This is a genomic window from Streptomyces sp. NPDC016845 (assembly GCF_044332585.1).
GTDB lineage: Bacteria > Actinomycetota > Actinomycetes > Streptomycetales > Streptomycetaceae > Streptomyces.
Window position 1 is genome coordinate 33,297 of sequence record NZ_JBIRPI010000007.1, and the last position, 25,837, is coordinate 59,133.

16 protein-coding genes are annotated in these 25,837 nt (G+C 72.3%); 12 read left to right on the forward strand and 4 right to left on the reverse strand.

The genetic code is table 11. The features are described 5' to 3' along the window. Positions 1-191: 191 nt before the first annotated feature. From ACH4RC_RS19750 to ACH4RC_RS19760, 3 genes are all read left to right on the forward strand, one after another. Positions 192-779: a sigma-70 family RNA polymerase sigma factor gene (locus ACH4RC_RS19750; RefSeq protein ID WP_398202402.1), complete on the forward strand. Its 588-nt coding sequence runs from the start codon at positions 192-194 to the stop codon at positions 777-779. Between the two features lie 151 nt (positions 780-930). Beyond that, positions 931-2,433 (forward strand): IMP dehydrogenase, encoded by a 1,503-nt coding sequence (guaB, locus tag ACH4RC_RS19755; RefSeq protein ID WP_398202405.1) that lies wholly within the window; start codon positions 931-933, stop codon positions 2,431-2,433. 103 nt (positions 2,434-2,536) lie between these two features. Next, a complete protein-coding gene (locus ACH4RC_RS19760; RefSeq protein WP_398202406.1) occupies positions 2,537-3,661 on the forward strand; it encodes a GuaB3 family IMP dehydrogenase-related protein in 1,125 nt (374 codons plus the stop codon). Between the two features lie 74 nt (positions 3,662-3,735). On the opposite strand, the gene ACH4RC_RS19765 is transcribed toward ACH4RC_RS19760, so the two are convergent. Both ACH4RC_RS19765 and ACH4RC_RS19770 read right to left on the reverse strand, forming a co-directional pair. Beyond that, positions 3,736-4,305: a hypothetical protein gene (locus ACH4RC_RS19765; RefSeq protein ID WP_398202409.1), complete on the reverse strand. Its 570-nt coding sequence runs from the start codon at positions 4,303-4,305 to the stop codon at positions 3,736-3,738. Positions 4,306-4,366: 61 nt separating this feature from the next. After that, entirely contained in the window at positions 4,367-5,620 is a 1,254-nt protein-coding gene (locus ACH4RC_RS19770; protein ID WP_398202411.1) for a nucleotide sugar dehydrogenase, read from the reverse strand. Between the two features lie 222 nt (positions 5,621-5,842). Here ACH4RC_RS19770 and ACH4RC_RS19775 point away from each other — a divergent pair, with 222 nt between their 5' ends. The 8 genes from ACH4RC_RS19775 to ACH4RC_RS19810 all read left to right on the forward strand — a co-directional run bounded on the left by ACH4RC_RS19775 (position 5,843) and on the right by ACH4RC_RS19810 (position 21,291). Then, positions 5,843-7,549: a glycerol-3-phosphate dehydrogenase/oxidase gene (locus ACH4RC_RS19775; RefSeq protein WP_398202413.1), complete on the forward strand. Its 1,707-nt coding sequence runs from the start codon at positions 5,843-5,845 to the stop codon at positions 7,547-7,549. Positions 7,550-7,745: 196 nt separating this feature from the next. Beyond that, on the forward strand, positions 7,746-9,845 hold the full coding sequence (locus tag ACH4RC_RS19780; RefSeq protein WP_398202415.1) for a protein kinase: 2,100 nt from the start codon (positions 7,746-7,748) through the stop codon (positions 9,843-9,845). A 199-nt stretch (positions 9,846-10,044) separates the two neighbouring features. Beyond that, positions 10,045-12,435, forward strand: coding sequence for a protein kinase (locus ACH4RC_RS19785; RefSeq protein WP_398202927.1), 2,391 nt, complete (start codon positions 10,045-10,047; stop codon positions 12,433-12,435). A 123-nt stretch (positions 12,436-12,558) separates the two neighbouring features. Next, complete coding sequence (locus ACH4RC_RS19790; protein WP_398202929.1) at positions 12,559-14,217, forward strand: serine/threonine-protein kinase; 1,659 nt, start codon at positions 12,559-12,561, stop codon at positions 14,215-14,217. A 92-nt stretch (positions 14,218-14,309) separates the two neighbouring features. Then, positions 14,310-15,869 carry a serine/threonine-protein kinase gene (locus tag ACH4RC_RS19795; protein WP_398202418.1) on the forward strand — a complete coding sequence of 520 codons (1,560 nt, stop codon included), beginning with the start codon at positions 14,310-14,312 and terminating at the stop codon, positions 15,867-15,869. 102 nt (positions 15,870-15,971) lie between these two features. After that, positions 15,972-17,636 (forward strand): serine/threonine-protein kinase, encoded by a 1,665-nt coding sequence (locus ACH4RC_RS19800; RefSeq protein ID WP_398202421.1) that lies wholly within the window; start codon positions 15,972-15,974, stop codon positions 17,634-17,636. A 138-nt stretch (positions 17,637-17,774) separates the two neighbouring features. Then, positions 17,775-19,397 carry a succinic semialdehyde dehydrogenase gene (locus ACH4RC_RS19805; RefSeq protein WP_398202423.1) on the forward strand — a complete coding sequence of 541 codons (1,623 nt, stop codon included), beginning with the start codon at positions 17,775-17,777 and terminating at the stop codon, positions 19,395-19,397. 100 nt (positions 19,398-19,497) lie between these two features. Next, positions 19,498-21,291, forward strand: coding sequence for a GMC family oxidoreductase N-terminal domain-containing protein (locus ACH4RC_RS19810; protein ID WP_398202424.1), 1,794 nt, complete (start codon positions 19,498-19,500; stop codon positions 21,289-21,291). Positions 21,292-21,357: 66 nt separating this feature from the next. Here the strand turns inward: ACH4RC_RS19810 and ACH4RC_RS19815 are convergent, their stop codons facing one another. Continuing rightward, positions 21,358-22,443 (reverse strand): hypothetical protein, encoded by a 1,086-nt coding sequence (locus ACH4RC_RS19815; RefSeq protein WP_398202427.1) that lies wholly within the window; start codon positions 22,441-22,443, stop codon positions 21,358-21,360. A 136-nt stretch (positions 22,444-22,579) separates the two neighbouring features. Next, a complete protein-coding gene (locus tag ACH4RC_RS19820) occupies positions 22,580-24,661 on the reverse strand; it encodes a glycosyltransferase family 4 protein (RefSeq protein WP_398202429.1) in 2,082 nt (693 codons plus the stop codon). A gap of 253 nt (positions 24,662-24,914) precedes the next feature. Between ACH4RC_RS19820 and ACH4RC_RS19825 the strand changes: the two genes are divergently transcribed. After that, positions 24,915-25,640: a hypothetical protein gene (locus ACH4RC_RS19825; protein WP_398202431.1), complete on the forward strand. Its 726-nt coding sequence runs from the start codon at positions 24,915-24,917 to the stop codon at positions 25,638-25,640. The last annotated feature ends 197 nt before the right edge of the window (positions 25,641-25,837 follow it).

The window sequence follows — 25,837 nt, forward strand, 5'->3', positions numbered from 1 at the left end:
CTCTCACGTTTCGCGCGTGATGCCGCATCCTTGGAGGTGTGGAGTTCCTCGGGGACGGCGATTCGGGCGAGCAGGGTCAGCGAGAGGGGAGGGCGCAGGAGATGAGTTCCGGCGCACCTGCTCATAACGCTTCGGTGCACAACCAGGGCCGCGATGTCACGGACCGCGCCTCGGCAAGGCACCATGGACCGATGCGCGACGACGAGGCAGTGACCCCGCAAGGGGTCATCGGTACGCTCGTCGGCCGCGCCGTCGACGGTGACGAGCAGGCCACGCACGATCTGCTCGCACACGTCCACCCCCTGGCGATCCGCTACTGCCGCACCCGCCTCTCCCGGCTCCCGGGGGACGCGCGGCACTTCGTGGAGGACCTCGCCCAGGAAGTCTGTGTCGCGGTGCTGCTCGCGCTGCCGCGCTACAAGGACACCGGGCGCCCGTTCGAGGCGTTCGTCTTCGCCATCGCCGCGCACAAGGTCGCCGACCTGCAGCGCGCGGCCATGCGCGGCCCCGGTTCGACGGCGGTGCCGTCCGACGAGATGCCGGAGCGGCCCGACGACTCGCTCGGCCCGGAGGAGCGGGCGCTGCTGAACAGCGACGCCGCGTGGGCCAAGAAGCTCCTCGCCAACCTCCCGGACAACCAGCGGGAGCTGCTGCTCCTGCGGATCGCCGTCGGGCTCACCGCCGAGGAGACCGGGCAGATGTTGGGCATGTCACCCGGCGCCGTGCGCGTCGCGCAGCACCGGGCGCTCAGCCGCCTGCGGGCCCTGGCCGAGCAGTAGCGCGGCCTGGTTCCGGGCGGTAGCACAGGCCCCCGGCCGCGTACGTGGGAACGTACGAAGAAGCTTGATGATCTTGCTCGTGGAATGAGACACCTCTTGTTCCCGTTAGCATGGACATCCGCACCGATCAAGGCCATTTGGGGAAGGTGTCATGACTGCAAACGTCGACGGAGTGCCCGAGAAATTCGCGACACTCGGGCTGACCTACGACGACGTGCTGCTGCTGCCGGGCGCGTCGGAAGTGCTGCCGAACGCGGTCGACACCTCGTCCCGCATCTCCAGGAACGTCCGCGTGAACATCCCGCTGCTCTCCGCGGCGATGGACAAGGTCACCGAGGCGCGCATGGCGATCGCCATGGCCCGCCAGGGCGGCGTCGGCGTGCTGCACCGCAACCTGTCGATCGAGGACCAGGTCAACCAGGTCGACCTGGTGAAGCGGTCCGAGTCCGGCATGGTCACCGACCCGATCACCGTGCACCCCGACGCCACCCTCGCCGAGGCCGACGCGCTGTGCGCGAAGTTCCGGATCAGCGGCGTCCCGGTGACCGACCCGGCGGGCAAGCTGCTCGGCATCGTCACCAACCGCGACATGGCCTTCGAGTCCGACCGCAGCCGTCAGGTCCGCGAGGTCATGACGCCGATGCCGCTCGTGACCGGCAAGGTCGGCATAAGTGGTGTCGACGCGATGGAGCTGCTGCGCCGCCACAAGATCGAGAAGCTTCCGCTCGTCGACGACGCCGGTGTGCTCAAGGGCCTCATCACCGTCAAGGACTTCAAGAAGGCCGAGCAGTACCCGAACGCGGCGAAGGACGCCGAGGGCCGCCTGCTCGTCGGCGCCGCCGTGGGCGCGAGCCCCGAGGCGCTCGAACGCGCCCAGGCGCTGGCCGGTGCCGGGGTCGACTTCCTCATCGTCGACACCTCGCACGGCCACAACAGCAATGCGCTGAGCTGGATGTCGAAGATCAAGTCGAGCGTCTCCGTCGACGTCATCGGCGGCAATGTCGCCACGCGCGACGGCGCCCAGGCGCTCATCGACGCCGGTGTCGACGGCGTCAAGGTCGGCGTCGGACCGGGCTCGATCTGCACCACCCGCGTGGTCGCCGGTATCGGCGTCCCGCAGGTCACGGCGATCTACGAGGCGGCGGTCGCCGCCCGCGCGGCCGGTGTCCCGGTCATCGGCGACGGTGGCCTGCAGTACTCCGGCGACATCGGCAAGGCGCTCGCCGCCGGTGCCGACTCGGTGATGCTCGGCTCGCTGCTCGCGGGCTGCGAGGAGTCGCCCGGCGAGCTGCAGTTCATCAACGGCAAGCAGTTCAAGTCCTACCGCGGCATGGGCTCGCTCGGCGCCATGCAGTCCCGTGGCCAGGGCCGCTCCTACTCCAAGGACCGGTACTTCCAGGCCGAGGTCGCCTCCGACGACAAGCTCGTGCCCGAGGGCATCGAGGGCCAGGTGCCCTACCGCGGCCCGCTCGCCAACGTCCTGCACCAGCTCGTCGGCGGCCTGCGCCAGACCATGGGCTACGTCGGCGCGGCGAGCGTCGACGAGATGGAGTCCAAGGGTCGTTTCGTCCGCATCACGTCCGCGGGTCTCAAGGAGAGCCACCCGCACGACATCCAGATGACGGTCGAGGCGCCGAACTACAGCCGTAAGTAACACCACGCCTGGTGAGGGGCGGTCCCGCAGTGCCGGGGCCGCCCCTCACTGGTGTGTCGGGGATACTGGAACACGCAGACCAAGAGGGAAAGGCCCACATCACGTGACTGAGATCGAGATCGGGCGCGGCAAGCGCGGCCGCCGCGCGTACGCCTTCGACGACATCGCCGTCGTACCGAGCCGGCGCACCCGCGACCCGAAGGAGGTCTCGATCGCCTGGCAGATCGACGCCTACCGCTTCGAGCTGCCGTTCCTGGCCGCCCCCATGGACTCCGTGGTCTCGCCGCAGACCGCGATCCGCATCGGTGAACTGGGCGGCCTCGGCGTCCTCAACCTCGAAGGTCTGTGGACCCGGTACGAGGACCCGCAGCCGCTGCTCGACGAGATCCGCGAGCTGGACACCGACAACGCGACGCGCCGTCTCCAGGAGATCTACGCCGCCCCGATCCAGGCCGACCTGATCGGGCAGCGCATCAAGGAGGTGCGCGACTCCGGCGTCGTCACCGCCGCCGCGCTCTCCCCGCAGCGCACCGCCGAGTTCTCCAAGGCGGTCGTGGACGCGGGCGTCGACATCTTCGTCATCCGCGGCACCACCGTCTCCGCGGAGCACGTCTCCGGCGCCGCCGAGCCGCTCAACCTCAAGCAGTTCATCTACGAGCTGGACGTGCCGGTGATCGTCGGCGGCTGCGCCACGTACACGGCCGCCCTGCACCTCATGCGTACGGGTGCGGCCGGTGTGCTCGTCGGCTTCGGCGGCGGCGCCGCGCACACCACGCGCAACGTGCTCGGCATCCAGGTCCCGATGGCCACCGCCGTCGCCGACGTCGCCGCCGCGCGCCGCGACTACATGGACGAGTCCGGCGGCCGGTACGTGCACGTCATCGCCGACGGCGGCGTGGGCTGGTCCGGCGACCTGCCCAAGGCCATCGCCTGTGGCGCGGACGCCATCATGATGGGCTCCCCGCTGGCCCGTGCCACGGACGCGCCCGGTCAGGGGCACCACTGGGGCATGGAGGCCGTCCACGAGGACGTGCCGCGCGGCAAGAAGGTCGACCTGGGCACCGTGGGCACCACGGAGGAGGTCCTCACCGGGCCCTCGTCCACGCCCGACGGGTCGATGAACATCTTCGGCGCGCTGAAGCGGGCCATGGCGACGACCGGCTACAGCGAGCTCAAGGAGTTCCAGCGGGTCGAGGTGACGGTGGCTGATTCCCAGCACCGGCGCTGACGCTGTGCCGTAGCAGGACGTGAGTGGGGCCCCGCCGGACCGGCGGGGCCCCACTCACTTTCTCGACCCGTCGGTCAGAGGGCCGCCTTCTTCGAGCTGCCGAACGCGGTGACGGCGCCGATGACGAGGAAGAGGAACGTCATCGGGTCGGCCTCTTCCTTCCAGCCCTCGCTGAGGTCGCCGAAGTGGTCGGTGAGGACCTCGAACCACGAGATGTGCGCCAGCTCGGCGACGGCCATCGCGTAGCCGGTGAGCTGGCCCAGGTAGACCGCGCCGAGCGCCAGCACCGCGCAGACGAACGGCAGGACCTGGTTGCGGCCGCCGACCTTGCCCGCGGCGAAGCCGATGAGGGCGCCGACCGCCACGGCCGCGTAGCCGATCTCGTGCTCGGTGGCCTCCATGACCGCGCCGTAGATCCAGGCCGTGACGAGGGCCAGGACCACGGCGGCGACTATGCCGAGCGCGGCGTTCCCGCTACGCGCCGGCGGCGCCTGGGGCACGAAACCGCCCGGCTGGCCCTGCTGCTGCGGGAACGGGGCGTACGGCTGCTGGCCCTGGGGCTGCTGCGGCTGGCCGTACCCGGGCTGGGGCGGCTGCTGCTGGGCGTACGGGTTGGCGTCCTGTGGCGGCGGTGGCTGGGTCATGCGGTCCCCCCGTGGAGTGAACGTGGGCACGGGTGTGCCCGGAAGGGCCGCACAGTCGCAGTCAGAGCCGGTGTGCCGCCCCCGCCGGAGTCGCCCCTCTGGTGTCCAGGAGGAGCTGCGCCTTCACCGCGAGACCTTGCAGGTCATAGGTGCGGTGGTGCTGGAGCAGGATCGTCAGGTCGGCGTCGGCGGCGGCCTCGTAGAGCGAATCGGCGCGCGGGACCGGGCGGTTCAGGACGTTCCAGGACGGGACGTAGGGGTCGTGGTAGCTGACGGCGGCGCCGAGCTGCATGAGGCGGGTGGCGATCTCCTGGGCGGGGGCGCCCTGGCGGTCGGCGAGGTCGGGCTTGTAGGTGATGCCGAGGAGGAGGACGCGAGCGCCGCGGGCGGATTTGCCGTGCTCGTTGAGGAGCGTGGCCGCGCGCTGGACCACGTAGGACGGCATGTGGTCGTTGACCTGCCTGGCCAGCTCCACCATCCGCAGAGGGCGGGTCGGCAGGTGGCGTGAGGTGAGGTCCTGGGGGAGGGCGTGGCCGCCGACGCCGGGTCCCGGACGGAACGCCTGGAAGCCGAAGGGCTTGGTCTCGGCGCAGCGGATGACGTCCCACAGGTCGACATTGAGGTCGTGGCAGAGCACGGCCATCTCGTTGACCAGGGCGATGTTGACGTGCCGGTAGTTGGTCTCCAGGAGGTGCACCGTCTCCGCCTCGCGCGGGCCGCGGGCGCGGACGACCTTGTCGGTGAGGCGGCTGTAGAAGGTCGCGGCCGATTCGGTGCAGGCGGGGGTGTAGCCGCCGATGACCTTGGGGGTGGAGGCGTAGGGCTGGGCGCGGTTGCCGGGGTCGAGCCGCCCGGGGGCGTGCGCCAGGTGGAAGTCGCGGCCCGCGCGCAGCCGTGAGCCCTCTTCGAGGAGGGGCAGCAGGATGGACTCCGTGGTGCCCGGCGGGACCGGTGACTCGATGATCACGGTGGTGTGCGGGCGCAGGTGGGAGGCGAGGGTGCGGGTCGCCTCGATGACGGGGTCGAGCGACGGGCCGCCGTCGGCGCCGGGCGGGGTGGGGGCGCAGATCACGGCGGTGCGTACGCGGCCCAGTTCGGCGGGGTTGGTGGTGGGGCGGAAGCCACCGGCGAGCATGCGGCGGACGTCGGCGGCGGTCAGGGCCGCGTCGTCGCCGTCGCCGGGGACGCGGCCCGCGGCGAGGTCCTTCGCGCGGTCCGGATCGTGGCCGACGGTGGCGATGTGTGCGGCGACGGCGGCCTGCGCGAGCGGCAGGCCGAGGTGGCCGAGGCCGATGACGGCGAGGTCTGCGGGCATGGCGGTTGCCGTCCTTCCCGAGGAGGCGGTTCCGGCTGCTGGCCGGGGCGGGACAGTCGCGCAGGCCCGGTGGTCGGAACGAGCGAGCGCACTGTCACACTAGGAGTAAATATGACCGATATGCGGTATTGCGCCGCAATGGGTTGTGGAGTGTTGCGTGCAAGGGGCCCGAGCCCGGGTACACCTGCCGGTGAGGCCGGCCGACGACAGCGGGAGGCAGCAGTGAAGGCAGCGACACTGGGACCCGAGCAGCGCGCACAGGCCCTCGCGACCATGGCCGAGGGTGAGCTGGACGTTCTCGTCGTGGGCGCGGGCGTGGTGGGCGCGGGCACGGCCCTGGACGCGGTGACGCGCGGCCTGTCCACCGGGCTCGTCGAGGCGCGCGACTGGGCGTCGGGCACGTCGAGCCGGTCCAGCAAGCTGATCCACGGCGGGCTCAGGTATCTGGAGATGCTGGACTTCGCCCTCGTACGGGAGGCGCTGAAGGAGCGCGGGCTGCTGCTCGAACGCCTCGCGCCGCATCTCGTGAAGCCCGTGCCGTTCCTGTATCCGCTTCAGCACAAGGCGTGGGAGCGGCTGTACGCGGGCTCGGGCGTCGCCCTCTACGACGCCATGTCCATGGCGCGCGGGCACGGGCGCGGGCTCCCCGCCCACCGTCATCTGTCGCGGCGTCACGCGCTGCGCGTCGCGCCCTGCTTGAAGAAGGACGCGCTGGTCGGCGCGCTCCAGTACTACGACGCCCAGATGGACGACGCCCGTTACGTCGCGACGCTCGTACGCACCGCCGCCATGTACGGGGCGAAGGCCGCCAACCGCGCGCGCGTGACCGGGTTCCTGCGCGAGGGCGAGCGGGTCGTCGGCGCGCGCGTGCGGGACGTGGAGGGCGGCGGCGAGTACGAGATCCGCGCCAAGCAGGTCGTCAACGCCACCGGCGTGTGGACCGACGACACGCAGGCCATGGTCGGCGAGCGCGGCCAGTTCCACGTGCGCGCCTCCAAGGGCATCCACCTCGTCGTGCCGAAGGACCGCATCAACTCGACGACCGGGCTCATTCTCCGCACCGAGAAGAGCGTGCTGTTCGTCATCCCGTGGGGGCGGCACTGGATCGTCGGCACGACCGACACCGAGTGGGACCTCGACAAGGCGCACCCGGCGGCCTCCAGCGCCGACATCGACTACCTCCTTGAACACGTGAACTCCGTGCTCGGCGTGCCGCTCACGCGTGACGACGTGCAAGGCGTGTACGCGGGCCTGCGCCCGCTGCTCGCCGGGGAGTCCGACGCCACCAGCAAGTTGTCGCGCGAGCACACCGTCGCGCACCCCGTGCCGGGGCTCGTCGTCGTCGCGGGCGGCAAGTACACGACGTACCGCGTGATGGCGAAGGACGCCGTCGACGAGGCCGTGCACGCACTCGACCAGCGGGTCGCCGAGTGCGTCACCGAGGACGTACCGCTGGTCGGTGCCGAGGGGTACCGGGCGCTGTGGAACGCGCGGGCGCGGATCGCCGCGCGCACGGGCCTGCACGTCGTGCGGATCGAGCATCTCCTCAACCGGTACGGGGCGTTGGCGCAGGAAGTCCTCGAGCTCATCGCCGCCGACCCCGGGCTCGGGGCGCCCCTGACCGGCGCCGACGACTATCTGCGGGCGGAGGTCGTGTACGCGGCCTCGCACGAGGGGGCCCGCCACCTCGACGACGTGCTCACGCGGCGGACCCGTATCTCCATCGAGACGTTCGACCGCGGGACCCGCTCGGCGCGGGAGGCGGCCGAACTCATGGCGCCGGTGCTCGGCTGGGACAAGGACCAGATCGAACGGGAGGTCGCGCACTACGAGAAGCGGGTGGAGGCCGAGCGCGAGTCCCAGCTCCAGCCCGACGACCTGACCGCCGACGCGGCCCGGCTCGGGGCGCCCGACATCGCGCCGCTGTGACACGCCGGTAGCTCTTGCCCTTGGTGGCGCGCCCAGGAAGAGTGGCGTCATACAAGGTCAACGGGCAGGCGGGCTGCCCGGATCCGGACAGAGAAGACGTTCCCGACAACCATTCGCGGGAGCGACCCTGGGCGTCGGGCGGTCCCCACGTGAGGGACAATGAAGGCTCTGTCAGGGCGGGTTGCAGAGGGGACGCATGTCGGAGGCGGAGCGGGCGGGCGAGACCCGTCAGGACAAGAGCGCTCGTCAGGACGCGTCCGTGAAGGACGCGCCGGACACGGGCGGCGATCGCGACGGGCAGAGGTCCGCCGGTCAGGGAGGTGCCGGCAAGGCATCCGCCGGTGAGGGATCCGCTTCCGGGGAACCGGCCGGACGGCTGCTCGCCGGGCGCTACCGCCTCGGCGACGTGCTCGGCCGCGGCGGCATGGGCACCGTGTGGCGGGCCAAGGACGAGACGCTCGGGCGCACCGTCGCCGTGAAGGAGCTGCGCTTCCCGTCGAGCATCGACGAGGAGGAGAAGCGGCGCCTCATCACGCGCACCCTGCGCGAGGCGAAGGCGATCGCCCGGATCCGCAACAGCGGCGCCGTCACCGTCTTCGACGTCGTCGACGAGGACGACCGGCCCTGGATCGTCATGGAACTCGTCGAGGGCAAGTCCCTCGCCGAGGCCATCCGCGAGGACGGGGTGCTCACACCGCAGCGCGCCGCCGAGGTCGGCCTCGCCATCCTCGACGTGCTGCGCTCGGCGCACCGCGAAGGCATCCTGCACCGCGACGTGAAGCCGTCCAACGTGCTGATCGCCGAGGACGGCCGGGTCGTGCTCACCGACTTCGGCATCGCCCAGGTCGAGGGCGACCCCTCGATCACCTCCACCGGCATGCTCGTCGGCGCGCCCTCGTACATCTCGCCCGAGCGGGCGCGCGGCCACAAGCCGGGCCCCGCCGCCGACATGTGGTCGCTCGGTGGTCTGCTGTACGCGGCCGTGGAGGGCATCCCCCCGTACGACAAGGGGTCGGCGATCGCCACGCTGACCGCCGTCATGACCGAGCCGGTCGACCCGCCGGCCAACGCGGGCCCGCTGGAGCCGGTCATCTACGGGCTGCTCGCCAAGGACCCGGCCCAGCGCCTCGACGACGCGGGCGCCCGCGCGCTCCTGAAGAACGTCATCAACGCGCCCGCGCCCAAGGCGGCCCCCGAGCCGGAACCGGCCGACGCCACCAAGGTCGTACCGCTGCCGCCCGCGCCGCCGTGGGAGAAGACGCCGAGCAAGACCGGAGCCGCCGTCGCGGCCAGGGGCGAGGAGGCCGCGGAGAAGCTGCGGGGCGCGCTCAAGTCCGTACGCAAGGCTGCCGCTGCCGCCACGGCCGCCCGGGAGAAGCCCGCCGCCCAGCAGAAGACGGCGGTGTCCGCCACGGCGGGCGCGACGTCCGGCCGGATCCCGGCGCAGCCCGGCGGACCGGCGCCGCGCACCCCCGCGCCCAAGGCGTCGATCACCGATGTCGTGCCGCGCCGCACGCTCGTGATCATCGCGGCGGTCGTGGCGCTCGTCGTCCTCGGCGTGATCCTGGCGGTCTCGCTCGGCGGGGGCGACGAGGACAAGGCGGGCGGTACCAAGGGCGGCGACAAGGCGGCCTCCGCCGGGACCACCGGGTCCGCGGGCGCGGGCGACGGCAAGGACACGGACGCGGACAGCGGCAAGGGCTCCGACAAGGACTCGGACAAGGGCTCCGACAAGGGCTCGGACAAGGACGGGAACGCGTCGGGCGGCAAGGAGCCCGGCGACGACAAGGGCAGCGCCACCGCCTCGTCCGGCGCCGGTTCCGGCTCCGGTCAGGGCGGATCGCCCGGCAGCGACGGCACGGACCCCGACGCCAAGACGTACAAGCACTCCCAGGGCTTCGAGATCGATCTGCCCAAGGGGTGGAAGTACGTCTCGACCGACTCCGCCGGGGCGCGCTTCAGGGGCCCGGACGCGCAGAAGCTGCTGGTCGGCTGGACCAGTACGCCGAAGTCCGACCCGGTCGCGGACTGGAAGAACCAGGAAAGCGGCATGCGGCGCTCCCAGTACGACCGCATCCGCATAGCGGCGGTCGACTACCGCGGCTGGAACACGGCCGACTGGGAGTTCACGTACGTCGACGGGGGCACCAAGTACCGCTCGGTGGACCGGGGCTTCGTGGTCAGCGGGTCGCTGGGGTACGGGCTGATGTACACGGCGAAGGACGCCGACTGGAGCGGCGAGCAGCGCAAGACGACGTGGAAGACGTTCACGGAGTCGTTCACCCCCAAGTCATGAGAGTCCGGGACATGGGGCCAGGTCGTGGGTACCCCGCACCGGGAAAGCTGACGATTCTCAACTCCGGACGCTTTCGGCACGTATCGTGAGTGCTTGCGGACCGTGCGCAGCCGTAATCGGAAGCGTCGTGCCGTAACAGTTCGTACAACTGGGCACATAACGAACGGACTTGACCGGCGAGCGGATCTGGGGAGGCGTCGTGGACGAGTACGCGGGACGGGTGCTCGCCGACCGTTACCGTCTTCCCGTTCCGGCGCCGGACGCGCAGGAGTTCGCGGAGAGCCGCGCCTTCGACACGTACAGCGGGCAGGAAGTCCTGGTCAGACAGGTGCCGTTGCCCGAGGTCGTCGAGGCGGAGGTGCTCGACGCGGACGGCCTCCCGGAGGGGTTCAGGCCCGGGGCACCGGCCCGTGGCGCCGCCGAGCCCGCCGTGGCGCGGGCCATCGAGGCCGCGCAGGCCGCCGCGCAGATACCCGACCACCCCCGGCTCGACCAGGTCTTCGACGTGTTCGCCGAGGGCGGGTCGCTGTGGGTCGTGAGCGAGGTCGTCGCGGCGCGGCCGCTCGCCGAGCTCCTCGATGAGGCGCCGCTCAGCCCGTACCGGGCCGCGGAGGTGGCCTCCGACGTGCTGACCGCGCTGCGGGCGCTGCACGGGCACGGGTGGGTGCACCGGAACATCACCGCGCGGACCGTGCTGGTCTGCGACGACGGGCGGGTCGTGCTCACCGGCATGGCCGCGGGCGCCGCCGAGGAGGCCCTGTGCGGGTACGACCCGCGGCCCTCCACGCCGGGCGCACCGGAGTTCGACGGCCCCTCGCCGTCGCCCACGCCTCCGCCGGGGTCCGGTCCCGGGTTCGGGTTCGGGTTCGAAGCGGCCGTCGAGGTGGCCGAGCCCGCGCCCGTCTCCCTGCCGTCGCAGGCCGCGCCGCCCGCTGTGGCGCTGCGCGGGGCGGAGTCCGGTCCCGAGGACTTCCGGGCGGCTCGGGCGGGGGCCATCGCGGCGTATCGCGCGGGGGCGCGGGCTGCCGCCGGCGGGGAGGCGTGGCACGGGGCCGGGCCCCGGCCCGGGCATGAGGTCGAGGCTGGGCCCTCCGACCCCGCCGCTGTGCGGCCCGCTCGGTGGGACGAGCTCGTCTCCGGCGGTGATGTCGAGGACGTCGGCGCTGACAGCAAGGACACGGGGCTCCGCCCCGGACCCCGCTCCTCAAACGCCGGAGGGGCTGGATATGAGCCTGGCGGGGCTGGATATGAGCCTGGCGGGGCTGGGTCTGAGCTGAGTGGGGTCGCCGCCGAGCGGGCCCGGCAGGTGCGGATGACCGTGGTCGGGCCCGTCACCGAGCGCTGGGCGCCCGAGCAGGCGTACCCCGTGCAGGACAGCTGGCAGTTGGCGGCGCCCGTCGGGCCCGCCACCGATCTGTGGGCGCTGGGAGCGCTGCTCTTCCGGGCCGTGCAGGGGCACGCCCCGTACCCGGAGGAGTCCACGCCGGAACTGGTCCAGATGGTGTGCGCGGAGCCACCCGCGTTCGCCGAGGAGTGCGGGCCGCTGCGGCCCGTCGTGGAGTCGCTGTTACGGCAGGACCCCACCGAGCGGCTCGACTTCGAGGAGCTGCGCGGCTGGCTGCGCTCGCTGGTGCGGTCCGCGCCCGAGCCGGAGGCGGGGGTGAACGTCGTACCGGCGCCGCCGTTCGATGCCACCCGACTGCCCGTCAAACGCCGTCGCGGGGAGCTCGTGCGCAGGCACGGGCGGCACAAGCGCGGCCGGGTCGAGCGGGCCGCGCACGCTCCCGGGCCGACGAGGGCGCCGAAGCCGCGGAAGGCGCCGAAACCGCGGCGGGCGCCGAAGGCCGAGCGCATACCCGAGGCGCCGCGCGCACCCCGTGAGCGGGGCGGGCGGCAGCCCAGGTCGCTCGGGCGGTGGCTGCTCGTCCTCGTGCTCGTCGGGCTCGTCGGCGCGGTGGCGTACGCGATGGTCTTCATGCCGAAGGACGACGGCGCCTCGGGGGCGCGGGAGAACGCCAACTCGATCGGTGGCGGCGCCCCGCAGCGCTCGCGGGAGCCGTCCGCGCCCGCGTCCTCTGCGTCGCCCGACCGGCAGGACAGCTCCGAGCCCTCCAGCACCCAGCCGCAGTCCGACATCGCCGCCGGGTTCGTCCTGCGCAAGGACCCCGAGGGGTTCGAGGTCGCGGTCGCCAAGGGGTGGCAGCGGCAGCCGAAGAACGGACGGGGACAAGTCGTGTACGCGCAGGGGAGGTTCGAGCTGCTTCTCGTCCCGGGCCGCGACGCGACCGCCACGTACGGCGGCGACCCGATGAAGTACCAGCGCGAGGACGAGCGCGAGCTGCAGCCGTTCCGCGACTCGACGTGGGCCACCTCGAGTGGCATGAAGACCGTCGAGGTCGGCGGACGGACCATGGCCGAAGGGCAGTTCACGTGGCAGGGATCCGACGGGCGTGAAGTTTTCGTGCGGAATCTGGCCATGATCGTCGGCGGCAAGTACCACGTCGTCCAGGTGCGCGGCCCCGAGGCGGAGCGCGACGAGGTGACGCGGTTGTACGACCAGGCGTCGGCTACTTACCAGTACCGCGGCTGAATCGGGAGGTACCGGACGCGAGGAGCGTCACAGTGCTGTCTTCATGGCACCCCGCCTGTTCCTTGAGAGGCGCCCGCTCCCTAGTGTGGTCACGTCAAGACCATTGGTGGGAACGTGAATCAGATGCAGGGCCAGCTCCTCGCGGGCCGCTACCGGCTCGGCGAATCCATAGGGCGCGGCGGCATGGGCCGGGTGTGGAGCGCGCATGACGAAGTGCTGCACCGGACCGTCGCGGTCAAGGAGCTGACGGCCGCTCAGTGGGTGGCCGAGGCGGACCGCGCGGTCCTGCTCGCGCGGACGCAGACGGAGGCGCGGGCCGCCGCGCGCATCAACCACCCCAACGTCGTGACCGTGCACGATGTGCTCGAACACGACGACCGGCCCTGGATCGTCATGGAGCTGGTCGAGGGTCCCTCGCTCGCCGACGCGGTCAAGGAGCACGGCCGCATCGTGCCCGCCGAGGCCGCCAGGATCGGCCTGTGGACGCTGCGGGCCCTGCGCGCCGCGCACAAGGCCGGGGTCCTGCACCGCGACGTGAAGCCGGGCAACGTACTGCTCGCCAAGGACGGCCGGGTCAAGCTCACCGACTTCGGGATCGCGCAGGTCGAGGGCGATTCGACCATCACCAGGACCGGCGAGATCGTCGGGTCCGTCGACTACCTCGCCCCGGAGCGGGTGAGCGGCTCCGAACCGGGCCCCGCCTCGGACCTGTGGGGGCTCGGCGCCACCCTCTACACGGCCGTCCAGGGCGTCTCGCCCTTCCGGCGCACGTCGCCGATCAGCACGATGCAGGCCGTCATCGAGGAGGAGCCCGAGATCCCCGGGTACGCGGGGGCGATGGGGCCGGTCATCAGCGCCCTGCTGCGCAAGGACCCGGCCGCGCGGCCCACCGCGGACGAGGCCGAGGCGATGCTCGCCGAGGCGGCGGAGGGGCGGTCCTCCAGCGCGGCGCAGGCGTACGTGCCGACACGTGTGCACACCCGAAGCGACATACCTGCCCCGTCCCCGGCGCCTGCCCCGCAGCCGCACACCCCCACGTCCGTGACGGCGCCCGTGCCGCCGGCGACGCGGCGGCGGCGCTGGCCGCGCATGCTCGCGATATGGGTCGCGGCCCTGGTCATCGGGGGCGGCGGCGCGCTCGTCGGCGCCAAGTACTACGAGGGCCGGGACGACGGCTCCGGGACCGCGTCGGGCCAGGGCACGACCGGCGGCACCCAGGACGACCAGGGCGAGAGCGGCAAGAACGGCGACACCGGCGACACCGGCGACACCGGCGACAACGGCGACAACGGCGACAAGGGCCAGCAGGAGACCGGGGCCGGGGCGATCCCTCAGGACTGGGTGAAGGTCCAGGACGTCGAGGGCTTCAGCCTCATGCTGCCGCCGGGCTGGAACCGGCAGGCGAACGGCACCCAGATCGACTACACCCCCGACGGCGGACGGCAGTTCCTGCGCATCGCCATCGACAAGGGCTCGCAGTGGCGGGACTCCTACCAGCACCAGCTGGACCTGGAGAAGACCGTGAGCAGGAACCTGCCCGACTACCGGCGGATCGCGCTCGACTCCAACCACTTCCGCGACCGCGAGGGCTCGCTGTGGGACTTCACGTGGACGGCCGGGAACAAGGACGCCACGACCGGGCCGAGGCGCGCCATCGAGGAGACCTACCGCGAGGCCGACGGCACCGAGTACGCCATCTACCTCTCCGCTCCGGCGGACCAGTGGCCCGGCGCGCGGGAGCGGTTCGACGCCATTCTGCGGGGCTGGGAACCGCCTCAGTAACCCCGTCGCACACCTGCGGCAGCCCATTTCGGAAACGTTGCTGACCGGAACCGGTCAGTCCCTGCACGCAGGTGTGCGGCATGATGGGGCGCATGGGGACCGAGGGGGCCAACGTCCGCGTGATCGGCGGCCGTTACCGGCTGGAGGCCGAGATCGGTCGCGGCGGCATGGGGGTCATCTGGCGGTCCACCGACACGTTGCTCGCGCGACAGGTCGCCGTCAAGGAACTGGGTCTGGACGAGTCGCTCTCCGCGGGCGAGGCGCGGCTCCAGCGCGAGCAGATGCTGCGCGAGGCGCGGGCCGTCGCCCAGCTGCGCCACCCCAACATCATCGTCGTGCACGACGTGGTCCTGGACGACGGACGCCCGTACATGGTCATGGAGCTGGTCGACGGCCCCTCACTCGCCGAGCGGCTCGCGCAGGACGGGCCCGTCGACGCCCTGCACGCCGCGCGGATCGGGCTCGCGCTGCTCGGCGCGTTGCGCGTCGCCCACGGCGGCGGGGTCCAGCACCGCGACCTCAAGCCCGCCAACGTCCTCCTGGAGAGCGGCACCGGCCGCATCGTGCTCACCGACTTCGGGATCGCGCGGGTCGCCGGGGCCACCACGCTGACCGAGTCCGGCGGGTTCGTCGGCTCGCCGGAGTACACCGCGCCCGAGCGGATGCGGGGCGGCCGCACGGGCCCCGCGGCCGATCTGTGGTCGCTCGGCGCGCTGCTGTGCGCCGCGCTGTCCGGCGAGTCCCCGTTCCGCCGCGAGTCGCTCGGCGGCGTCCTGCACGCGATCCTGTACGAGGAGGCGCTGCCGCCCGACGAGGCCGCACCGCTGCTCCCGGTGGTCCAGGGCCTGCTGGAGCGGGAACCCGAGCAGCGGCTCGACCTCGACGAGGCCGAGCGGCTGCTGCGCGCCTACGTCGCCACGGGCGCGACCCCGCAGGCCGCCCCGGCCCGGCTGCCGTTCCTGCCGCCGCCGCTCGACACGGTCGTGGTGCGGCGCCAGCGGATCCCGACGCGGGTGGTCCTTGTGGCCGCCGCCGTGGTCGCGGCGGTCACCGGGGCCGGGATCTCGGCCGCCGTGCTGCTCGCGGGGCAGGACGACAACGCACCGCGGCCACCTGGTCCGACGTCCTCGGGCCCCGCGCGCACGCAGACCGCGACGCAGGCGCCCACCCCGACGGTGACCGTCACGAGGCCGCCGCTGACCGTGCCGCCCGGCTACCGGGGCGTGCGGGACGTGAAGGGGTTCGCTCTCGCCGTGCCGAAAGGGTTCTCCAGGTCGACCGACGGGGCGTGGGCGTACTACATGTCGCCGGAGCGGACCTTCCGGATCGGCGTACGGGTCTCCGGGCAGCAGAACGGCGGTCCCGCCGCGGCGCAGCAGCGGGCGGCCGCCGTCGGGCCGCGCACCAACCCCGGCTACCGGGACGGCAAGATCACCGACACCTCGCACGACGAGCACGACGCGGCGCTGTGGGAGTTCACCTGGGACGACGCGAGCGCCTCCGGCGAGGCGCGGCGCGTCATGGACCTGTGCTGGGAGGAGGGCGGGCGCCGGTACGACGTCCGGGTGTCGGCGCCGGTCGGCAGGATCGACGAGGCGCGGGGGTACTTCGACGCCGCCGTGGACACGTTCGCCCCTTCTGCGGGGGAATGACGTAAAGGCGGCGGCCGGTGCGGCGCCGGGCCGGTCACAAGTCCGTGACCCTTGTGGGGACCTCTGTGGAAGCAGGGGCGCCCGCACGGTAGGGATGGACCCATGAGCGACAACGGGGGAACCGCCCACGGCCCGAACGGCCCGAACGAACCGACCAGCTTCAGCCTGCAGCCGCCCCGGCCGGGGACCGCGCACGCGCCCGCCGCACCGCACGTGCCGCATCCGGGCAACCCGTACGCCGTCGCCGCCCCGCCGGCCGCGCAGCCGCGGCCGGAACAGCAGCCCGACCCGGGCGCGGGCCGCCTCGTCGCCGGCCGCTACCGGCTCCTGTCCAAGCTGGGCCACGGCGGCATGGGCACCGTGTGGCGGGCCAAGGACGAGACGGTGGACCGCGAGGTCGCCGTGAAGGAGCCCCGCGTCCCCGACCACCTTCCCGAGCGGGAGCGGGCCACCGTCTTCGAGCGGATGCGGCGCGAGGCGCGGGCGGCGGCCCGCCTCGACCACCCCGCGGTGGTGAATGTGCACGACGTCGCCGTCGAGGACGGCAGGCCGTGGATCGTCATGGAGTTCGTGCGGGGCCGCTCGCTCGGCGCCGCGCTCCAGGAGGGCACGCTCGACGCCCGCGAGGCCGCCCGCGTCGGGCTCGCCGTGCTCGGCGCCCTGGAGGCCGCGCACGCCGCCGGGATCCTGCACCGCGACGTGAAGCCCGACAACGTGATGCTGGGCAGTCACGACCGCGTCGTCCTCACCGACTTCGGCATCGCCCAGACCGAGGGCGAGACCAGCCTGACCGACACCGGAGGCTTCGTCGGCTCGCCCGAGTTCATCGCCCCCGAGCGGGTTCTCGGCCAGCGGCCGGGCCCCGCCTCCGACCTGTGGTCCCTCGGTGTCGTCCTGTACGCGGCGACCGAGGGCGTCTCCCCGTTCCGCCGCTCCAACACCCCGGCCACCCTCCAGTCCGTGCTGAACGCGGCCCCGGCGGCGCCCGCCTCCGCGCGGGGCCCGCTCGCCGACGCCATCAACGGGCTGCTGCAGAAGGACCCGGCGCGCCGTCCGGCCGCCGCGCGGGTCCGCGCCCTCCTGGAGCGCGCGGCCGAGCCGCCGCGGCCCACGCAGGTCGTACAGGTGGGCCCGGCCCGCAGCGGCGTCCGGCTCGGCCGCAGGACGCTGATCGGGGCCGCGGCCGGTGTCGTGGTCCTGGCCGCGACGGCGTACCTGGTGGTCGCGGACCCGTTCGCCGGGCCGATGCCGGACGGCTGGACGAAGCACGAGGAGAAGGCGCTCGGCGTGACGGTCGCCGTGCCCGGGGAGTACCAGACCGGACGGCCCACGGAGACGGACACCGACAAGAACTGGGTGACGTACACCGACTGGAGCGGCAGCGTCTCCGTCGGCGTACACGTCGCGCGCAAGAAGGACGACACGCTGAACCAGATCAAGGGCTCGGCGCGGGCCCAGATGTACGACGACGACACCAGGTTCAAGGACAGCGGCGACTCCGGCCTGGACATGCCGAAGGGCGCGCGGACGGCGCCGGACGACGACGCCAAGTTCCAGGGCGACGACGCCGCGCGGAACACCGTCACGTTCAGAACGGACGACACCGACGACTCCCGGCCGCGCGAGATCCGGTTCTTCTATTTCAAGAACGAGGCCGACGATATGTACCGGGTGTCGGTCAGCTATCCCGGCAAGGGCGACTTCACCGCGCGCGGACGCGAGGTCGCCGACGACGTCCTCGCCAATCTGGAGATCGCCGAAAAATGACCGACCGTAGGAAGCGCCCTGGTAAAGCCACTGATCAGCGGCTTTGATGCCAGCGAACACTGGCGCGGTGTGTGTGGCCGGTGAAAGCTCGTTACTGATGGGTACCGAAAGCGTCGCCTTCGGCATACGCTCCCCTCCATGACGGAGTCGCAGGCCACCGAGACCGTACAGAAGACCGGGACCAACCCGACGGCCGCCGCCCCAGCGGGCGCGCGCACGGCTGCCGACGTGGTCACGCCCGAGCTGGTCGCCCGGCTCGTCCGGGGCGTGGTCGGCTCGGGCCGGACGGCCAACCACACGCCGTTCACCGGTGAGAAGCTGGCCGACCTGCCGGAGTCGACGCCCGAGGACGTGGCGAGCGCCTTCGAACGGGCCCGCGCCGCGCAGGAGGTGTGGGCGAGGACGCCGGTGCGCCGGCGCGCCGCCGTGCTGCTGCGCTTCCACGACCTGGTCCTCCAGCGCCAGGCCGAGGTGCTCGACCTGATCCAGCTGGAGACGGGCAAGGCGCGCCTGCACGCCCACGAGGAGGTGCAGGCCGTCGCCATCGCGGCCCGCCACTACGGCCGCAAGGCCCCCGCCCACCTCAAGCCCAAGCGGCACACCGGTGCCGTCCCCGTGCTCACCAAGGTGACCGAGCTGCGCCAGCCGCGCGGTGTCGTGGGCCAGATCGCGCCCTGGAACTACCCGCTCGAACTGTCCGTCGGCGACGCGCTGCCCGCCTTCGTCGCGGGCAACGCCGTGGTCATGAAGCCCGACACCGAGACGTGCCTGACCGCCCTGTGGGCGCGCGATCTGCTCATCGAGGCGGGGCTGCCCGCCGAGGTCTTCCAGGTAGTCCTCGGCGAAGGCCCGGTCGTCGGGCCCGAGGTGGTCGGCCACGCCGACTACGTCTCCTTCACCGGCTCCACCCGCACCGGCCGCGAGGTCGCGCAGGGCGCGGCGGCCCGCCTCGTCGGCGTCTCGCTCGAACTCGGCGGCAAGAACGCCATGCTGGTCCTCGCCGACGCCGACGTGGAGAAGGCGGCGGCGGGCGCCGTGCGCGCCTGCTTCTCCTCCGCGGGCCAGCTCTGCATCTCCGTCGAGCGGTTGTACGTCCACGACTCGGTCGCCGACGCCTTCCTGGAGCGGTTCGCGACCCGGACCAGGTCGATGCGGCTCGGCACGTCGCTCGCGTACGGCGCCGACATGGGATCGCTCGTCGGCGAACGGCAGTTGGCGACCGTCGAGGCTCACGTCGAGGAGGCCGTCGCCAAGGGCGCCAGGGTCCTCGCCGGTGGTGTCGCACGCCCCGACATCGGCCCGTACTTCTTCGAGCCGACCATCCTCGACGGGGTGGAGGCACCGATGGCGGTCTGCGCCGAGGAGACCTTCGGCCCGGTCGTCTCCGTCTACCGCTTCACCGACGAGGACGAGGCCATCGCCCTCGCCAACGCCACCCCGTACGGCCTCAACTCGTCGGTCTGGACGAAGGACGCCAAGCGCGGCCACGAGGTCGCGGCCCGCCTGCGCACCGGCACCGTGAACATCAACGAGGGCTACGCGCCCGCGTACGGCAGCGTCCAGTCGCCGATGGGCGGCATGAAGGACTCCGGGCTCGGCCGCCGCCACGGCTCCGAGGGCCTGCTGAAGTACACCGAGGCGCAGACCGTCGCGCACCAGCGCGTGATGCAGATGGCGCCGTCGTTCGGGATGGACGACGAGAGCTACGCGAAGTTCATGACCCGCAGCCTGAGCCTGATGAAGAAGTTCCGGTTGCGCTGAACGCCGCCCAGGGGCGCGGGGCTGTGACATCTGCGGCTCCGCCGCGTGGGCGCGACCAGCCACACTCAAGCCCGCACTCGCATCCAGAGGAGAACCGGCAATGGCGCTGGAGGAAAACGACGACCCCGGGTACGACTACGACGTGCTGGTCATAGGCTCCGGCTTCGGCGGATCCGTCTCGGCCCTGCGGCTGACCGAGAAGGGGTACCGGGTCGGTGTCCTGGAGGCGGGCCGCCGGTTCGCGCCCGGCACGCTCCCGAAGAACTCCTGGGACGTCAAGAACTATTTGTGGGCGCCGAAGCTCGGCATGTACGGCATCCAGCGCATCCACCTGCTCGGCAACGTGATGGTGCTGGCCGGGGCCGGCGTCGGCGGCGGTTCGCTCAACTACGCCAACACCCTCTACGTACCGCCGAAGCCGTTCTTCGAGGACCCGCAGTGGAAGGACATCACGGACTGGGAGGAGGAGCTGAAGCCGTACTACGACCAGGCGCGGCGGATGCTCGGCGTGCGGCTCAACCCGACGATGACCCCGGCCGACGCGCACCTGAAGGCGGCGGCCCAGGCCATGGGCATCGGGGACACCTTCCACATGGCGCCGGTCGGCGTGTTCTTCGGCGACGGCGAGGACGCCGACGGGGCCGTGCAGGCACGCCCCGGCCAGCAGGTCCCGGACCCGTACTTCGGCGGGGCCGGACCCGCGCGCAAGGCGTGCCAGGAGTGCGGCGAGTGCATGACCGGCTGCCGCCACGGCGCGAAGAACACCCTCAACGAGAACTACCTGTACCTCGCCGAGAAGGCGGGCGCCGTCGTCCACCCGATGACGACGGTCGTCTCCGTCACCGACGACTCGCAGGGCGGCTACGCGGTGGCGACGCTGCCGACGGACGACAGGAAGGCGGCCGGGCGCGTCCTCAAGGCGCGCGAGGTGATCGTCGCGGCGGGCACGTACGGCACGCAGACGCTCCTGCACCGGATGAAGGCGAGCGGACAGCTCCCGTACATATCAGGCCGGCTGGGCGAGCTGACGCGGACCAACTCCGAGGCCCTTGTCGGCGCGCAGACCACCGACCGGCGCTACCGGCAGCGGCACGGCGCGGACCCCGACTTCACCAAGGGCGTCGCGATCACCTCGTCCATCCACCCGGACGCGAACACGCACATCGAGCCGGTCCGCTACGGCAAGGGCTCGAACGCGATGGGCGGCCTCTCCATCCTCCAGGTGCCGTACGCGGAGAAGTCGTCCCGGGTCGCGGGCTGGCTGGTGAACGCGGTGAAGCACCCGACGCTGATGGCGCGCTCCCTGTCCAACCGCCGCTGGTCGGAGCGGACCATCATCGGCCTGGTCATGCAGTCCCTGGACAACTCGCTGACCACCCACCTGAAGCCGGACGGCGTCGGCAAGGGCCTGCTCACCGCGGACCAGGGCCACGGCGCCCCGAACCCGAAGCAGATCAAGGCGGCCTCCGAGGGCGCGTCCGCGATCGCCGCCGAGATCAACGGCTTCCCCGGGTCGAACGTCGGTGAGCTGATGGGCACCCCGCTGACCGCGCACTTCCTCGGCGGCTGCCCGATCGGTGCCAGCGCGGAGAGCGGCGTCATCGACCCGTACCACCGGCTGTACGGGCATCCGGGGATCTCCGTCGTGGACGGCTCCGCGGTCTCCGCGAACCTGGGCGTGAACCCCTCCCTGACGATCACGGCGCAGGCCGAGCGCGCGATGTCGTACTGGCCCAACAAGGGCGAGGAGGACCCGCGCCCGCGCGTGGGCGCCGCCTACGCGCGGCTCGCGCCCGTCGAGCCGAAGAGCCCGGCGGTCCCGGCGGAGGCGTTCGGCGCGCTGAAGCTGCCGTTCCTCGGCATGCCGGCGGTGCCGCCGCAGAAGGCGCAGTGACGAGGTGAACGCGAAGGACCCGCACCCCCCTCCGAGTGCGGGTCCTTCGCGCGACGTGCGGGGCGCTTACGCCTCGTTGCCCGCCTTGCGGCGACGCACGGAGTAGATGACACCGGCCCCGGCGAGGACGGCGATACCGCCGACCGTGCCGAGGGCCGGCAGCGCCGGACCGGAGCCCGTGGCGGCGAGCGTCCCGGAGTACGGGGCGCTGCTCGCCTGCGGGGCAGGTGTGTTGGACGGGGTCGGCGTGCTGGTCACGACCGGCTTCGGCGAGGTGACGGCCGCCGGGACCGTGCCGGGCTTCTTGGGCGCGGCGACGATCTCGAACCGGTACTCCTGGTCCTCGGGGACGCTCTCGCCGCAGACGCCGTCCGGGTCCACGCTGGTGGCGAAGGCCACCGAGCCGCCGATCCCGGTCGGGGCCTTGCGGTCGACGCTGAGGCGCAGCGGGAGGTCGGCGTGGTCGCCGGGGGCGATGCGGCCGACGTTGGCGAACGGCTCGTCGCTTTCGGTGTCGATGGCGGTGTCGACGTCGTGCCAGCCGTCCATGCCGGAGTACTGCACGTGCACGTACTTGGTGATCTCGGTGGTGTCCTCGTCGTAGGCGAACGCGAAGGCGTAGAGCCGCACGAACGCCGCGTCGAACTCCTCGGACGTCTTGTTCGAGACGCGGAAGGTGAAGTGGTGCCAGCCGGAGCCCGCGACGACCTTCGAGGGCAGACCGCGCAGCTCCGCGAGGGTGCCGGGGCTGTCCTCGATCGCCGTGCACTCCTCCTCGGTGGGCTCGCCGCCGCCGGGCTTCTCGTCGCCGGTCTTCTCCGGGTCGTCCGTGTCCTTCGCCGGCGGGGTCTTCGTGTCGTCGGCCGGACCGGCGGGGTCGGCCGGGTCGGACCCGTTCTCCGCGTTCGGGTCGCCGGCCGGGTCCGTGTCCGCGTTCGGGTCGGCGGCCGGGGCCTTGTCCGCGCCCGGGCCGGATTCGGTGGTCTCCGGGTCCGTCCCCTGCGCGGCGGCGGCCGGGTCGGTCGTGCTGGTCGCGGTGGTGGCCGCGGGCGCCGTCGGCTCGTCCGCGAACGCCGCCGGGGCGGAGAGCAACGCGATCGGGGCCATGGCTGCCGTGGCGGCCGCCGTCACCAGTGCGCGGCGAAGCGTCATTCCTACCTCGATCGGTATGCGAAGGGACTCTCGTTTCGCATAGGTGACACGTGATGGCAGGGAATGGTTGTCCCGATTCTCACAAGATTCTTATGTGAACTGGATCACTCGCCTTCTGGGTTAGCCGCCCACCGGCTCACCGCTCCCGGGCGCACACGGCGAAGTCGCTCGACGCCGCCACGTACACCTTCACGCCGTGATCGCCGCGCTCGGGGAACATGTCGGTCTTGTTGCGGTCGACGATGTCGCCGCCGAGCCGGCCGATCGGCACCGGGGCCGGTTCGGGCGTGGCGCGGTGCAGCCGCAGGTCCCAGTAGTCGCGCTCGGCCTCGCGGTGTCCGGCGGCGTCCGCGTAGGGCAGCGTGAACGTGAAGCGGCCGCCGGTCAGCGGCTCCACCGGTACGGAGAAGTCCTGGCCGGCACCGGCGCGCGAGACGGCGACCACGCGCGCCCCTTCGGGACCGGCACCGGTGCCGAGGAGTACGGCGGTGAACGTGGCGCTGTCCTCGCCGATCTCGACGCGCTCCACCTCGGCGTGTGCGGGGCGGTGCCAGGTGCGCAGGGCGAGGAACCCGTCGACGGTGGGGTACGGCTGCCAGGCCGCGACCCCGTCCGGTCCGCTGTGCGGGGCCGCGCCGACGCGCCGGGCCCGCTCGGCGAGGCCGCAGGTCAGGCGGTGCCGCTTGGCGGTGCCGCGGAGCGCGACGTAGCAGTCCCAGCGGCCCTCGGCGAGGACGTGCTCGGCGGGGGAGAGCGTGACGCAGGCCGCGTCGGGGTCCGGCGCGGCGGCGAGGTCCGGCACGGGTACCCGGATCTCCCGGCCCTTGGGGTCCTTGCGCAGCCGGACCACGAAGTCGAGCGGCCCCGCGGGCAGCGTCTCGGCGTCGAAGCGCACCGTGACGCCGCCGTCGGCGGTGGAGCGGACATAGGCGGTCGGCGCGGCCGTCGACTTCCTGGGCTGCTGCACGAGCGCGAAGGCCTTGGGGCGGCGCCACAGCCGGCCGCGACGGCCCTCTTCGGGGCGCTGCGGCGCGGGAATTTCCTGGCGTTCCTGGCGGCGGGCCGCGAGGACGCGGAACAGCTCCTCGTAGCGGCGGGCGACGACGTCGGGCTCGAAGTCCGCGGCGCGGGTGCGCGCCGCCTCGCCCATCTCGTCGCGCAGCGCGCTGTCGGACATGAGCCGGTCGAGCGCGTCGGCGTAACGCCGGATGCCGCTCTCGCCGTCCTCCTTCGGGACGAGCAGGCCGTTCTTTTCGTGCTCGATGATCTCGGCGGGGCCGTGCGGGCAGTCGGTGGCGACGACCGGGACGCCGCAGTGCATGGCCTCCACGATGGTCATGCCGAAGGACTCCATGTCCGAGGAGACGGCGGCGATGGCGCCCTTGGCCCACTCGGTCTCGATGGGGGAGGCCGAGCCCATGAGGAGGATCCGCTCGTACAGGCCGAGGGCGTCGATCTGCGCGCGCAGCTCGTCCTTCTTGGGCCCGCGCCCGTAGATCCGCAGCGTCCAGTCGGGGTGGGCGTCCGCGACCTCGGCGAAGGCGTCGACGAGCCGGTCGTAGCGCTTGACGGGGATGAGCCGCCCGGCCGCCACGATCACCTTGGAGTCCCGCGTCGAGGGCTGCACCAGCCCGGCGGGCACCCCGTTGGGCACGCAGGTGATCAGCGTGCGGACCTGGGGGAGTGCGGCGCGGTACGCCGCGGCGTCCGCCTCGGAGACGGTGACGTACGCGTCGAGCTGCCCGATCGCCACGTTCTGGTCGCGGCGCACCTGGTCGGCGTGGCCGGCGAGGGAGAGGTGCTCCTGCCCGACGCTCAGGTAGCGGCCGGTGCCGTAGCGGGCGAGGTAGCCGTTGAGGATGGGGCGCGTCGCGATGACGACGTCGGCGTCCGTCCCGGCGAGGTAGCCGGAGAGGCGCTGGTCGTGCAGCGCCGTGTAGCGCTGCCGCCCCGAGACGGTGCTGCCCTCGTTGTACATCGTGTTGGGCTGCTGGGTCAGCGGGTCGTCACCCGCGTACTCCCCGCTGTCCTCGCGCAGGTCGATCAGGGTGGTCATGCGCACGCGGGGGTCGAACGGCAGCCCCGTACGGTCGGCGGTCCTGTGCACGCTCACGACTTCGACGTTGTGCCGTTCGGCCAGGGCGCCCGACATGTTCGCGGTGGCCCGGATGGTCCCGCCGATGCCGTACGCGTTGTTGATAAGAAAAACGATCTTCATATGTCCTCTCCCCCCAGGAGGCGGGCCGGTGTCGACTCGCGTGTTGGTTGAGACAAATCAGGCGTGGGAGCGTTGCCTCGTGTGGCGCAAGTCACACGAGATCCAGCCGTGAGGGCGAGTCGTCGCAAATATGGCGAATGTCACGCCGCTGTCGTACAACCATCTGGTCGCGATCCGTTCGTTATGTGGAACGTCAGGCAAAGGTCTGGTAAACCACGCAGGTCCGGGCTTTCATACGCATATGAGGACATGTGTGGGACGCGCTCTCGCGGTGGTGTGCGCGACGGCCGCGCTGCTCGCGAGCGCGGCGTGCAGTTCGGGGGAGGGTGACGGCGACAAGGCCGGAACCAAGGGCACGGAGAAGACCGCCGCGCGGTCGCCGTCGTCCACGCAGGAGCCAGGTCCGGAGCCACTGACCGAGGCGCGGCTGGCCGAGGCCGTGATCACGAAGGCGGACGTGCGTGATCACCTCGTCGACACGTTGCCCGACGAGCAGTTCCCGGACCTGAGCGTGCCCACGGAACCGGCGGCGTGCCAGGCGATCGCGGACCTGTTCCTGCTGCACACCGAGCCCGCCGCCGCGGCGCGCGTGGCCCGCTCGGTGTCGAGCCTCACCCACACGGACGCCAACGTGGTCCGCCTCGGCCTGCTCGCGCACAAGGAGGCGGACGCCGAGAAGCTGATGGGGGACCTGCGCACGTCGAGCGAGAAGTGCGACGGGTTCGAGCAGGCGACCGACGAGTACAGCACCGTCGCGCCCCGCGAGGCCCCGGCCGTGGGCGACGAGGCCGTCGCGTACGCGTTGAGCGGCAAGGACGAGAGCGGGCCGGTCGAGGAGGCGTACGTCGTCGTGCGCAGCGGCTCGACCCTGGCCGTCTTCCACGCCATGAACGCCGCGGACGTCAAGGGCGCCCAGGTGCCGCCGGAGATCATCGAAGCGCAGCTCGCCAAGCTGGAGAAGGCCGCCGACCCCGCATAACGGCCCGCCAGGCACGGCGAAGAGCCCCGCAGGACGGATCTGCGGGGCCCTTCGTCATCGGCTCCGACGTCAGGGCAGCGTCGTTGCCGCGGAGCGGCGCCGGGGGGTCGCGCCGCCGGCTCTTGGCGGGACAGGGGACGGGCTGGAAAGAAGGCGGAAAAGGATCGGGGGTGTGGGAGGGATCCAGGAGGCCGGCC